The sequence below is a fragment of the Haloarcula pellucida genome (assembly GCF_014647235.1).
Taxonomy (GTDB): Archaea; Halobacteriota; Halobacteria; order Halobacteriales; family Haloarculaceae; genus Haloarcula; species Haloarcula pellucida.
Window position 1 is genome coordinate 288,632 of record NZ_BMOU01000003.1, and the last position, 13,588, is coordinate 302,219.

7 protein-coding genes are annotated in these 13,588 nt (G+C 57.1%); 6 read left to right on the plus strand and 1 reads right to left on the minus strand.

What is annotated here, in order from left to right; all coding sequences use genetic code 11:
- The first annotated feature begins 51 nt into the window (after positions 1-51).
- Both IEY28_RS20765 and IEY28_RS11115 read left to right on the plus strand, forming a co-directional pair.
- On the plus strand, positions 52-174 hold the full coding sequence (locus IEY28_RS20765) for a hypothetical protein (protein WP_267638762.1): 123 nt from the start codon (positions 52-54) through the stop codon (positions 172-174).
- Positions 175-195: 21 nt separating this feature from the next.
- Positions 196-1,608 carry a hypothetical protein gene (locus IEY28_RS11115; protein ID WP_188997393.1) on the plus strand — a complete coding sequence of 471 codons (1,413 nt, stop codon included), beginning with the start codon at positions 196-198 and terminating at the stop codon, positions 1,606-1,608.
- A gap of 19 nt (positions 1,609-1,627) precedes the next feature.
- Here the strand turns inward: IEY28_RS11115 and IEY28_RS20635 are convergent, their stop codons facing one another.
- Positions 1,628-1,945: a TATA-box-binding protein gene (locus tag IEY28_RS20635; RefSeq protein WP_220639441.1), complete on the minus strand. Its 318-nt coding sequence runs from the start codon at positions 1,943-1,945 to the stop codon at positions 1,628-1,630.
- Between the two features lie 344 nt (positions 1,946-2,289).
- Between IEY28_RS20635 and pglX (IEY28_RS11125) the strand changes: the two genes are divergently transcribed.
- From pglX (IEY28_RS11125) to IEY28_RS11140, 4 genes are all read left to right on the plus strand, one after another.
- Positions 2,290-6,606, plus strand: coding sequence for a BREX-5 system adenine-specific DNA-methyltransferase PglX (gene pglX / locus IEY28_RS11125; protein ID WP_188997395.1), 4,317 nt, complete (start codon positions 2,290-2,292; stop codon positions 6,604-6,606).
- A 2-nt stretch (positions 6,607-6,608) separates the two neighbouring features.
- Positions 6,609-8,783, plus strand: a complete 2,175-nt coding sequence (gene pglZ / locus IEY28_RS11130) for a BREX-5 system phosphatase PglZ (protein WP_188997397.1) — start codon at positions 6,609-6,611, stop codon at positions 8,781-8,783.
- Positions 8,784-8,850: 67 nt separating this feature from the next.
- Entirely contained in the window at positions 8,851-13,149 is a 4,299-nt protein-coding gene (gene pglX, locus IEY28_RS11135; protein WP_188997400.1) for a BREX-5 system adenine-specific DNA-methyltransferase PglX, read from the plus strand.
- Positions 13,149-13,586: a group I intron-associated PD-(D/E)XK endonuclease gene (locus IEY28_RS11140; protein ID WP_188997402.1), complete on the plus strand. Its 438-nt coding sequence runs from the start codon at positions 13,149-13,151 to the stop codon at positions 13,584-13,586. The genes pglX (IEY28_RS11135) and IEY28_RS11140 overlap by 1 nt, the downstream gene beginning before the upstream one ends.
- Positions 13,587-13,588 lie beyond the last annotated feature (2 nt).

Genomic DNA, 13,588 nt, shown 5'->3' on the forward strand with positions numbered 1-13,588 from the left:
TTGAGAAATACACCCTGCGATTTATTACGGCGGCGGCTACTACAAGCTAGTATGAGTGCAAAGGGCCAGCTCCGGCGCTTCGAGAATAAGGCGCAGCTGCTGCGTCACATCTCAGAGGAGACCGGCACGGACATCGATACGCTTTGGGACGAGTACGAAGCCCAAGTCGAATAGAGCCCTTTGCTGTTTTAACGCGTGTATGGCGACGGTACTGACTTCGGTATATCCTTCACGATAGATTCTGACTCGGTGTCTCTGAGTCCTATCGGTGAATATCAGGTTCTGGATCTTGAGGGGCCAGTGGTCATAGTTGGGGACGCGGATGCGTCCTACCGTGTCGTGCCGACCGGAGATGAATCAGACGAGTCTGAGGATCTCCGAGCACTAAGTGTCGATGAAATTCGAGCTGCACTCAGTGAATTGTCTGATGACGATGACTTCCAGTCAATCGTAGATAACTGCCCGACGAATACGCCGCTAGTCTACGATGACATCGATTATCTGACTCGACATCTCCCTACAACATCGCTTCAGCAGTGCAAAGAGTTGAGCGAGGATACTCCTTTCAAGAAGGAACTACTGCTACAAGTTGCATACGTAGAACGTCAGAATTCTCTAGTCGGACATTCAGATAACGTCCTCGAATATTACCTTGAGCAGCGCGACGAGATTGCCGAGAAACTCCGTTCGGCGGATGAAATCGATAGCGAGATTGAACGGTCATTCTTTTCGTATCTTCTCCTCGCTTCAGCGCTCATCGAGGAGCTAACGACAGAAACAGTCCTAAATGAACTCTTTCGGGAGGAAGCGCGTCTCGATAGCATCACTGAACACGTTCGGAGCATGGGTCACGCAAAGCGGCTGCAGAAACTCTGTGATATACAGATACTGACCGGTGGTGACCACGGCTCACTTGTCGATGTCAAAGACCGCCGCAACAACCTTGTACACGATGCACAGACACGTGCTGGGCTCAACGAACTCGAATCCCGCAGAGAAGTTGCAGATATTCTTGAGCAGACAGACCGGTGTGCGTCCGTCCTTCTGGCAATCTCGGGAAAGAACATCGAGTCGGTTATCGCAAAGCGGGGGTGTGAGCCGTATATCGATCATGCACAGTCCGAAGCAATCGCTGATACGATCACAACTTGGGAGCGAGAACAGGAAGATCAATTGAATGCCCTTCGGAGCTGTGATAGAGCGAATCTTGAGGACCTCCGGTGGGATGTCGAAGAAAGCAACCCCGGCAATTACGACATTACTGATGGATTTGACTTCGAAGGATTCGACGACCAAGAGCTGTATAATATACTGATGCATTTCGTTGAAGCGGCTGAGGAAGCATTCCTCGACCGTATCGACGCCGATGCAAACGAGAGTAACTTAGACCGCTTCGATTTCGCATTGCTGGTACTACTATGTGGAGGGCACAGCTACGAGGATATTGCTCGCTGGCTGGACACCGATGAGAAGTACGTGCAGCGGAAGGAGAACGTCATCGCTTGGAGAGCATCGAAGTTTGAGAAGGACTTGGTAGAGGAGATCCCGCGCCCAGAGAATCCAATATGGCCTTCTGAAGTTGCGGAAGACGAGGGTGATACATGCTAGACTACAATCGGAGATCGAGTTACAGGAATTCCTCGACTTTCGCCTTCAGGTGGTCGAACGCCTCCTGATCCTCCTCTCGTGTTTTCCCACCCGTTACTACGACTTTCCCGCTCGCGAAGACGAGCATCACACAACGGCTCTCGGTGGGTCGATAGACGAGCCCAGGGAACTGTTCGGGCTCGTATTCTGCCTTTTCCAAGCCCAACCCGATCATCAGTGCCACAAGATTGATTTCTCTATCGAGATTCCCGACTGCGACGACGTTTTTGAGTTCTACATTAGGATCATCGAGTTCCGGACCGAGTTCGTCGAGATAGGAGAGGAACTGGTCGTTCACCCGGTGCATATTGTCGAATTCGTCGCCCCCACGGAGACTGTATTTGCCCGAGGTATACAGGATGACCAACTCGCCATCTTCTTCGAATCGGAGAAAGGTCGCGTTGTACTCAGGTCGAAATTCGAGACAGGGAGCTCAGAATCGTGGGCAACTGCTCGATATCTACTTCTGAACCCAGATCTCCCACTGCTGCGATATTGACGACTTCAACCTCCGATTCACCCATTACCCTCAACGAAGATACCTGCCCCAATGATCCTGGTGATTAGCGGTAGAAGGCCGGGCGGCGTCGGCAACATTGAAGTCACTGCTGTCAGTGGAAGGTAGCATACAGGTATCTTCGTATGGAAAGTGATTCTCTCTCTCAGCAGCAGGCGCAACTGGACAAGGCCGAACGCGAACATCTGGAAGATATCGTTACCGAGATGCGAGATCGGGTCGAAGATAACGTCCGATTCCAGCTTACGCAGCAAGGGCTCGACGACGAGCCAGATGACACGGACGCGCTCGACGAGAATACGTCGTCACTCGTCGAGGCGATCGAACTTGAAGCCGTGGACGGTCACTCCTGGGACGATGGCTTCGAGCAGTACATCACGAGCGTCGGCTACACAATCGTCAATCGGCTGGCTGCGCTCCGCTGTATGGAGGTTCGTGACTTCGTCGACGAGGAGGTCACTGTCTTCAAGGAGAACGGTCTGACACCCGCTGCGGAGACGCTCGTCCACGAGGAGTTCCTGCTCGAAGATGAGGCCATTCTGGAGGCGTACCATCGTGCATGCGATACTCTCGCTGAAGAGATCGAGATTCTATTCGATCGCTCGTCGGCGTACAGCCTCGTCGATCCCGACGACGATACGTTCGAGGAACTCTGTGACATGCTCGACTCCGTCCCCGACGAGGTCTGGCGGGCCGACGACGTGCTCGGATGGGTCTACGAGTACTACAACGTCAAGCTGCTCGACGACCTGCGCCGCAAAGGCGACCGAGAAGGCCTCGAACCCGAGGACGTCCCTCCGGCGAATCAGTTCTACACCCCCCACTGGGTCGTCCGGATGCTCACCGACAACTCACTCGGGAAGCTCTACCTCGAACACACCGGCGAGTTACAGGACGTCGTCGAAGCGCAGGAAGGGTTCTCCCCTGAAGAACGAAAGAACCGTCCGCTCTCTCCCGACGAGTCGCCCGACATCGCCGATTTCTGTACCTATCTCGTCCCCTCCGAAGAGGAGGGCGAGCCGACCGACTTCGACCACCCGGAGGAGCTTCGCGTCATCGACCCTGCCTGTGGGAGCGGACACTTCCTGCTGTACGCGTTCGACGTACTGGAACGTATCTGGCGTGCCGAGACGAACCTCCCCGAGGAAGAGATTCCACGGAAGATTCTCCAGCACAATCTCTACGGCGTCGACCTGGACATGCGGGCCTGCCAGCTCGCGGCCTTCAATCTGTATCTGAAGGGGCGGACCCGCGCAGAGGCCGACGGTGCTGACGGGTTCGACATGCCCGAGGTCGGTATCGTCTGTGCGGACGCGACGGTGGCCGACGTCGACGGCGTCGAGGCAGTGTTCGACGAGGTGGCCGGCGACGATCCGAAGGTCGAGGACGCCCTCCGTCGAATCCTCGACGCCTTCGAGGAGGTCAACGGACTCGGGAGTCTGCTGGATGTACGTGGAACGCTCGGCGAGCTGTTCGAGGACGACAGCGAGACCGAGGGTGTACAACTCACGCTGGGCGACGACCCCACCGAGAGCCACACGCTCGGGCAGGTCCTCCACAGTCTCCGGGAGGCTGTCGACCAACACCGGGACGCGGATTCGTTCCTCGCACAGGACCTTCGGAGCTTCGTTCGGCTACTGGACATTCTGGCGCAGAATTACGACGTGGCGCTGATGAATCCGCCGTATGGTTCGGTCAATAGAATGCCAGACATCGTCGAAGATTACGTGGAGGATAATTACGAATATGCCGCTGAGTTCTACATCAATTTCTTCGAAGTCTGCGAATCAATTACAAAAGTCACCGGAAGAGTTGGGATGCTTGTTCCTTGGAGCTATATGTTTAAAGACAAATACCAAAGCTTCCGAGAAGACTTTGTCGGGGAACGGGGGCAATTTGATTTCTTAGCTGAGTTCGGATACGGAATACTCGACAACGCGACTGTCGGAACGGTTGGTACGGTAGTGCGGACGAATACTGACAATACTAGCGGCAAGGGGACATTCCTACGCCTACACGATATTGACACAAAAGAGAAAGAAACGGTATTCGTTCAAACACTGTGTTCTGAGGTAGGGGAGGTAAAGCGCCACTTCGAGGTCGGCTTAAGCGAATTCGCATCTATTCCTGGAACTTCGATTTGCTATTCCATTCCTCAAGAAGTCAGACAGTTGCATAATGAGGAATTGAAGATTGACGCCGAGCAGGCAGACATCGATGGAGGTTCAATTGCGTATGCTCGTCAAGGACTCACAACAGGGGATGATGATCGATTTATTCGGCTTCACTGGGAAATACAGGACTTCGGGACGTTCAAACCGATCTCAAAGGGAGGACCGGTGGCATGGATGGTTCCACAGGTTCATGAGACTGTTGAGTGGAACGAATCTGGTGAGACAATAAAAAGGTCACCTAGCGAGTTCCGAACAAGGAATGAGGAGCATTACGGCAAAGAGGGCCTGACCTGGACATATATAAAAAGGACAGGAAGGAGATTCGGATACTTCCCGTCTGAGGGGCTATACAGTAATACGGGATACATGCTCATTCCTCGGACGGAAATCTCTCTCTGGAAAACACTGGCAATACTCAATTCTTCTCTGTATCATTGCCTGATGCTCTCAATAACGACAGAAAGACACTGGAATTCGGGTGAGGTAGGGAGTTTGCCATGGCATGACTCTCTTGAGAAAGTAGATCAGCTGAAAACACTCGCTCAAGAGCAATACCAAATCGTTGTTGAACTGCGATCTAGTGATCCCAAGAGCCCATTCTATGCGGAGGCTGAATTGATACCAGCAGAAGCATCAGAAACTAACTATGAACATCCTCACTCGGATTTGGCTGAGCAAGATAGGGCGGTAGTTTCAGTTAACAAGGACGAATCAATCCCTGAGGCCACGAGAGAGATATATAAACGAAGGTTGGAAAATCAGCAGCGGCTAGAGGATCTCTCTGACCAGATTGATGATTTGATATACGACACGCTGGACATCTCCGAGAGTACAAGAAAAGATATCCGTCAAGAAATCTTTCTCCGGACAGCTGAGGACCCCGAAGATCGTGAAGTCCCCGATCCCGAGTCAATTCCAGAAATTCCGGACAACATCGACCAACAGGTCAAAGATCTCGTTCATCATTTCGCGATAGAGGCTGTGCGTGAGGAGGACGACGGCATCATTCCCCTCCACAGCACCAACAGCCAACTCGATATGCTTGACCGCATCATTGAGCAATTCGAGAATGCTTACGGCGAGTACGCAGAAGATCGCCTCATCGAAGTAGATGAAATTCTCGGAGCCAAGTCCGCCGCTGAGGAGGCCTACCCCAACCTCCGAGCATTCATTGAGAATGATTTGATCGACTACCATGTCGAAAGGATGGAGAACACACCAATCCTATGGAAACTCACCACTAAACGACTCATCGCTGACTCGACGGGCGAGGGCTTCGCCTGCTTCGTCGACTATCACAGCCTCGATTCGGGACTCTTGGATCGCCTCGCCAATCAGTACCTCGAACCCCGGAAGGCCGAACTCCGAGAGCGACGCAGTGCCGCCAACCGCCGGCGGAGCGACGAATCCCTCTCGACGAGTGAGCAGGCGGAAGCCGCCGAACAGTACGAGCGCTGTGCGAGCGGACTCAACCAGATCAGCGTCTTCGAGGACGTACTCCAAGAACTGGGAAGCACCGACGAGCGCAACTTCGACGCCGAGGACCGCCAACTCGTCGAGGACCTCGCTCCGAAGGTCGCCACCTTCCGCGAGGAGACTCGCGAGCGTGTAGATACGCTGGCGGAACTGCGAGAGCGCAACGGCGAAGCGTGGTTCCAGGACACCTTCTCGGACAACTTCTGGAACGCCGTCGACGAGTGGCGAGAGGAATGGATCGACGCCCTCGGTGAACTCGAACGCGCTTGTGAGGAGTACGCCAAGCCAGCAGACGAGTCCGTCGAGGCCCACCTGGCCGACCTGTTCGACTACTTCAACTGGCGACTCAAGGGGTCGGACCACTACTCCAGCACGGGCATCCTCTTCATGACCTACTACTTCGAGCGCGAAGGAGCAGACCTCCTCGACGATGACGGGCAACCGTTCGATACACTGACCGATGACGAACGCCTGCTCGCCTCGCTCGCAACCGGTCTCGACGACCCCTCGGTCGTCGACGAGGGGTTCCTCGAAGCGATGGCCGACGACGAGGGCGTTGACGAAGTCGACGACCTCCCGCCGCTGGCAGAGTTCAAGGCCCTGGCAGCCGAGATCGACGACCGCTGCCAGACCATCGACAAGCGAATTCCCTCGGACTGGACTGACCGCGCCCTCTCAGAGATAACGACCGAAGGGTACCAGCCGAACCACAAGCACGGCGTCGAAATCAATATCACACCGCTCGCTCAGGCTGAAATCGTCCCGAAGACGGTGGAGGATGACGTTCTCTAAGCATGCCTGCAACGAAGACACTCCCACAGTGCGCCCACGACGCTATCGAGAGTGCTATCGACGAGGCCGCAGACGAGGAGCCTGTCGTCCTCTGGTGGGACGACGGCGGCTACCTCCGAGATATCGTCCGAAACACCAGCCACCAACTCGGCTGTGCGTTTCGGGCCGCGGAACAGACGCCGCTGGAACTTCGCGCCGAGGCACCACGGGACCGAACCGTCTGGTACGTCCCGCAAGCACGCAGCGACGACGTCGACTGGTTCAAAGACGTCGAACACACCGGCGACGTGATCGAACAGCACATCGGGAAGCTCGCAGCCCGCTGTTTCGAGAACGATCGCCTTCAAGCGGCGACCCTCCGGACAGCGTTCGAAGACGCCGAAGTCGACGAAACCGAAGGGAGGGACGAACGGGACAAGGTCGCAGATATCCTCGGAGATGGACTCGACGGAGAGGGTGGGTTACCCGACCTCCAGAGTCTCCAAACCCGGATCGTCCTCGACGGACACGACGATCCCGTGCAGTTCGTCCTCGAACACGGCACCGAGAACCTCCCCGGCGACGACGACCTGATCGAGATTCGGGATCTCCTGGTCGACAACGGCGTGGCCGCCGTCGACGGCGAAAGCGACGCCCAGACGATCGTCGAACGAACGCGACGCTGGGCCGTCGCAGAGTGGCTCGTCGACGAGGGACTGGACAAATCCCGACTCCCACGGGAGTACCAGCCCGAATCCAGCAGTGGGTTCGGCGTCTCCAGACCAGAACTCCGCTCCGTCCTGAGCAAGACCGAACGCAAGCAGGAACTGGCTCGCGTCTATCTCGATCCCGACCAGCGGTTCTGGCACGACGTTCTTCGCACCTACGACGACCCGTGGGAGCTCGTCGACTGTCCCGTCGACGCCTCGCTCGAACACCGCCTCTGGAACGAGTGGACGCAGTCGTTCCACGCCGGCGACTACGAGCAGTGTGCGACCCAGGCGGAACAACGCCACGAGCGCCTCGACGCGACCTACGGCGACGTTCCGTGGACACAGCTCTGGGACCAGGCGGTCGACATCGCGACGCTCGCGAACGAACTCGAAACCTGGGAGGAGGGCGGCGATACTGGCGATGTCGTGGAGCTGTACGGCGACGTAGAGGAGGGAACGTGGCAGATCGACAACGCCGTGTTCAACCTCATCGTCTCCGGCGAACCGGAAACCGCTCTTCCAGAGGAGCATCCTGCTACCGCGAAACTCGAAGACCTCCGCTCGTCGCTGGTCGAATCCAGATATCTGGAGTACCTCACCGATCTGGGCGACCTCGTCGAGGATCAGATCGAGGCCGGTTCGCCGTTCGTCGGCGAGAATCACGCCCACCAGTTCTTCGCCGAGGAGCAGGAACACCTCCAGAGCGGTCAGAGCGTCGCGCTGTTCATCGTCGACGCCCTGCGCTTCGACCTCGCACACGAACTCGCAGAGTCCATTCGGAGCGAACTTCCCAAGCTCGAAGTTGACGAGAGCAAGTGGGTGGGAACCCTCCCCTCCGACACCGAGTTCGGGAAGGCCGCGCTCACCCCCGGCAGCAAGTTCAGCTTCAACATCGAACTGCAGGACGGTGAACTCGTTCCTGAACGGAACGGACGCAAGATCACGAATCACCGCCGACAGACGCTCCTCGAAAACGACGGCTGGAGCTACATCATGCAGGACGCCGACGACGAGGTCGGCTGGAGCAACACGCGCGTCGCCTACTACTGGAACGACATCGACGAGACCGGCGAGAAGGAACTCACGGACTTCGAGGAGCTGTTCAGCGACCGTATCGACGCTATCTCCCGGATCATCACCGAGAAGCTCCGGAAGGGCGAGTGGGACCGTGCGTACATCCTCTCTGACCACGGCTTCGTCTCACTTCCACGGCACGTCGACATCGACGACCTGCATCCACCGAGCAACGCCGAAAAGGTGACCCGTCGGTGGGTCGCCGGCGCGGATCTGGACGACGACGCCCCTGGTGTCTTGCTTGACGAAGACACCCACCTGGGCTATCTCGACGACGATACCAGAATCAGCATCCTGACCGACCCGATTCAGCGATTCAGGAACCAGGGACTTCCGGATGCCCGTTTCTACCACGGCGGCGTTCTCCCGCAAGAGTTCGTCCTGAACTTCGTCACGATCACGCAAGAGTAGCGCTGTGTACCAATTTCGCCAAGGTTGATATACCCGGGAAAGATGGTAGTAACTATTCATTGACCTCATGGCGGACACTATCTCCTCCCAGCGGAAGGCCCAACTCGACAAGGAAGAACGGGAACATCTCGAAGCCGTCGTCACCGAGATGCGCGAGCGCGTCGAAGACAACGTCCGATTTCAACTCGCACAGAAGGGACTCGACGACGGCCCCGCGGCCGGCGACGTCTCGAACGAGGACATCGCGTCGCTCGTAGAGGCGATCGAACTGGAAGCCGTCGACGGCAACGACTGGGCGGACGGCTACGAACAGTACGTCACGGGCGTCGGGTATACGATCGTCAACAGACTCGCCGCACTGCGATGTATGGAGGTGCGCGACTTCGTCGACGAGGAGGTCACCGTGTTCAAGGAGAACGGCCTCACGCCGGCCGCGGAGACGCTCGTCCACGAGGAGTTCCTCCTGGAAGACGAGGCCATCCTCGAAGCCTACCACCGGGAGTGTGACGCCCTCGCCGAGGAAATCGAGCTACTCTTCGATCGCTCGTCGGCGTACAGCCTCGTCGATCCTGATGACGATACGTTCGAGGAACTCTGTGACATGCTCGACTCCGTCCCCGACGAGGTCTGGCGGGCCGACGACGTACTCGGATGGGTCTACGAGTACTACAACGTCAAGCTGCTCGACGACTTGCGCCGCAAAGGCGACCGCGAAGGCCTCGACCCTGAAGACGTTCCCGCGGCGAACCAGTTCTATACCCCCCACTGGGTCGTCCGGATGCTCACCGACAACTCACTCGGGAAACTCTACCTCGAACACACCGGCGAGTTGCAAGACGTCGTCGACACCCAGGAGCGCCTCTCGCCGGACGAGCGCAAGAACCGTCCGCTCTCTCCCGACGAGTCGCCCGACATCGCTGATTTCTGTACCTATCTCGTTCCTTCCGAAGAAGAGGGGGAGCCGACCGACTTCGACCACCCGGAGGAGCTTCGCGTCATCGACCCCGCCTGTGGGAGCGGACACTTCCTGCTGTACGCGTTCGACGTACTGGAGCGCATCTGGCGTGCCGAGACGGACCTCTCCGAGGAGGAGATTCCACGGAAGATTCTCCAGCACAATCTCTACGGCGTCGACCTGGACATGCGGGCCTGCCAGCTCGCGGCGTTCAATCTGTATCTGAAGGGTCGAACCCGCGCAGAGGCCGACGGTGCTGACGGGTTCGACATGCCAGAGGTCGGTATCGTCTGTGCGGACGCGACGGTGGCCGACGTCGAGGGCGTCGAGGCAGTGTTCGACGAGGTGGCCGGCGACGATCCGAAGGTCGAGGACGCCCTCCGTCGAATCCTCGACGCCTTCGAGGAGGTCAACGGACTCGGGAGTCTGCTCGACGTTCGCGGGACGCTCGGTGACTTGTTCGAGGACGACAGCGAGACGGGCGGCACGCAATTGACGCTGGGTGACGACCCTCGGGAAAGTCACACGCTCGGGCAGGTCCTCCACAGTCTGCGGGAGGCCGTGGGTCAGCACCGGGACGAAGATTCGCTCCTGGCGCAGGACCTTCGGAGTTTCGTACGGCTACTGGACATTTTGGCCCAGGACTACGACGTGGCGCTGATGAATCCGCCGTATGGGTCGCGTAAACGAATGCCGGATACTGTCCAGAAATATGTCGAAAATAGATATACATATTTCCCAGACTATTATATTTCGTTTGTCGAAAAATGTAACGGTATTGTTCGGGAGGGCGCGCGGATCGGCGTCTTAATGCCCAGATCATTCATGTTCAAGAAATCGTTCGAAGCGTTTCGAAAAGATTTCGTCGAACGTGCGGGTTCGTTCGATTTCCTTGCAGAATTCGGTCTGGGTATCTTGGATAACGCCACCGTCCGAACTGTGGGGACCGTTCTTAGATCAGGGACGACAACAGACGGATCGACTGGGACTTTCTATCGCCTCCATGACTTAGAACCAAAATCAAAGGAAGTTACATTCTCTTCTATCCTGTCCAACGATTCCATCGATGGTGTCCAGCGACGATATCGTGTTCCGATGTCTGATTTTCGCAGGATTCCAGGCTACCCGATCAGTTATTATGTCCCTCCAGAAATTCGACGACTCCACGACACAGATGTAAAACTTGACGCTGAAGTCGCAAAAATCGCTGGCGACAGTATCGCCAACATCGCGACCGGTCTCCAGACAGGTAACAACGACCGATTTCTGCGGCAGCACTGGGAGGTTCCCGACGACGCATCATACAAACCGTACGCGAAGGGTGGGAGTGATGCTTGGATTGCGCCGGCTGTACCAAAAATGGTTCACTGGTCCGATGATGCCCGCGAAATACAGCGAATCGATAGCGCCAGATTCCAAAATTCAGACTACTATGGTAAAGAGGGTCTGACTTGGACCTATATAAAGGACACCGGACGTAGATTCGGATACTTGCCGGCTGGGAACAGGTTCGACGTTGCTGGGTCGATGGTGTTTCCAACAGCTGTCCCACCCTTGGAGCTTATGGTTGTACTGAATTCCGAGCTATATCACATGGTTATGCTGTCACTCACGCCAGAACGACAGTGGAATCAAGGAGACGTAGGACGGCTACCTTGGATCAAAAGAATTCGTAACGAAACGCTGGAACAGATTGGCATCAACCAATACAATACTGCGATTAAACAACAATACGACGACCCCACGAGCCCATACTATGTGGGCCCGTCCTTGCTTTTACTTACGTCCAATGAGGGGTTCTTTTATCAATCTCATCAGTTCACAGATCAACAAACTCCCGCCTCGGAGGCGGAAGGCGGTATCGCGGAAGGAGACTCGTTTAAAACGTGTTCGCAAGCAGTTATTGCGCGCCGAAAGTCACATGCGGAACAGTTAGAGGAATACGCTGATCAGTTGGACGATCATATCTATAGCGCTCTTGACTTCGGAGAATCTACCAGAGAGGCAGTTCAGCGAGAGATTACACTTCGTGGCACACAGGCTAAAGCAGGTGATGTCGCGGAAACGCGATTCGATATCGAGCGTGAAATCAAAGACCTCGTCCACCACTTCGCGATGGAAGCCGCTCGCGAGGAGTCAGACGGCATCATTCCCATCCACAGCACCGAAGACCAAGCCGACATGTTCGACCGGATCATCGAGCGCTTCGAGGACGCCTACGGCGAGTATGCCGGGGACCGCCTCGTCGAAGTCGACGAAATTCTCGGGGCCAAGTCCGCCACCGAGGAGGCCTACCCCAACCTCCGAGCGTTCATCGAGAACGACCTGTTCGACTACCACGTCGACAGGATGGAGAACACGCCGATCCTCTGGAAGCTCACCACCGAACGCCTTGTTGCCGATTCGATGGGTGAGGGCTTTGCATGCTTCGTCGATTACCATAGCCTCGATTCGGGACTCTTGGACCGACTCGCCAATCAGTACCTCGAACCCCGGAAGGCCGAACTCCGAGAGCGCCGCAGTGCCGCAAATCGACGCCGGAGCGACGAATCCCTCTCGACGAGTGAGCAGGCCGAAGCCGCCGAGCAGTACGAGCGCTGTGCGAGCGGGCTCAACCAGATCAGCGTCTTCGAGGACGTACTCCAAGAACTGGGAAGCACCGACGAACGCGACTTCGAGGACGAGGATCGACAACTCGTCGAGGAACTCGCGCCGAAAGTCGCCACCTTCCGCGAGGAGACCCGGGAGCGCGTGGATACGCTGGCGAAACTACGCGAGCGCAACGGCGAAGAGTGGTTCCAGGACACCTTCTCGGACAACTTCTGGAACGCCGTCGACGAGTGGCGAGAGGAATGGATCGACGCCCTCGGCGAACTCGAACGCGCTTGCGAGGAGTACGCCAAGCCAGCAGACGAGTCCGTCGAGGCGCACCTGGCCGACCTGTTCGACTACTTCAACTGGCGACTCAAGGGGTCGGATCACTACTCCAGTACGGGCATCCTCTTCATGACTTACTACTTCGAGCGCGAAGGGGCAGACCGCCTCGACGAGGACGGGGAACCGTTCGATACGCTGACCGACGACGAACGCCTGCTCGCCTCGCTCGCAACCGGTCTCGACGACCCCTCGGTCGTCGACGAGGGGTTCCTCGAAGCGATGGCCGACGACGCGGGTGTCGAGGACGTCGACGACCTCTCACCGCTGGCAGAGTTCAAGGCCCTGGCAGCGGAGATCGACGACCGCTGCCAGACCATCGACAAGCGAATCCCCTCGGAGTGGGCTGACCGCGCGCTCTCAGAGATAACGACCGAAGGGTACCAGCCGAACCACAAGCACGGTGTCGAGATCAACGCTGGGCCGCTCGCCGACGCTGAGATCGTGCCGAAGGTCGTCGACGAGCAGGTGATCTAATGGGACGGAATCAGGGCCACGTCGACGGCGAACTAGCCGAGTTCGCCGTGGCGGCTGCTCTCGTTTCGAACGGCTGCCGCGTGTCCTACACCCATGGCGAGTACAAGTACGACCTCGTCGCGGACGCGGACGACGAACTACTTCGGGTGCAGGTAAAGAAGGCGAACCGGGATACCGACACGCCATGGAAATATCGCCTGTTCACTGACCAGTACGACGAGGGCCAAGTCGACCTCTTTGCGGGCTACATCCCCGAGTCCGGTGAGACCTTTTATGCGACAGCAGACGAAGTGGGCTCCGAGTTCAGGATCAACGCCAAATCGGGCGAAGAGATGAACGAACACAACAGGGACCTGGCCAAACTCGTCGGCGAGTACACTTTCGAGCGTGCTGTCTCCCGACTCCGCGAAAACGAGCTGACTGAGGGGGGTACGTAACC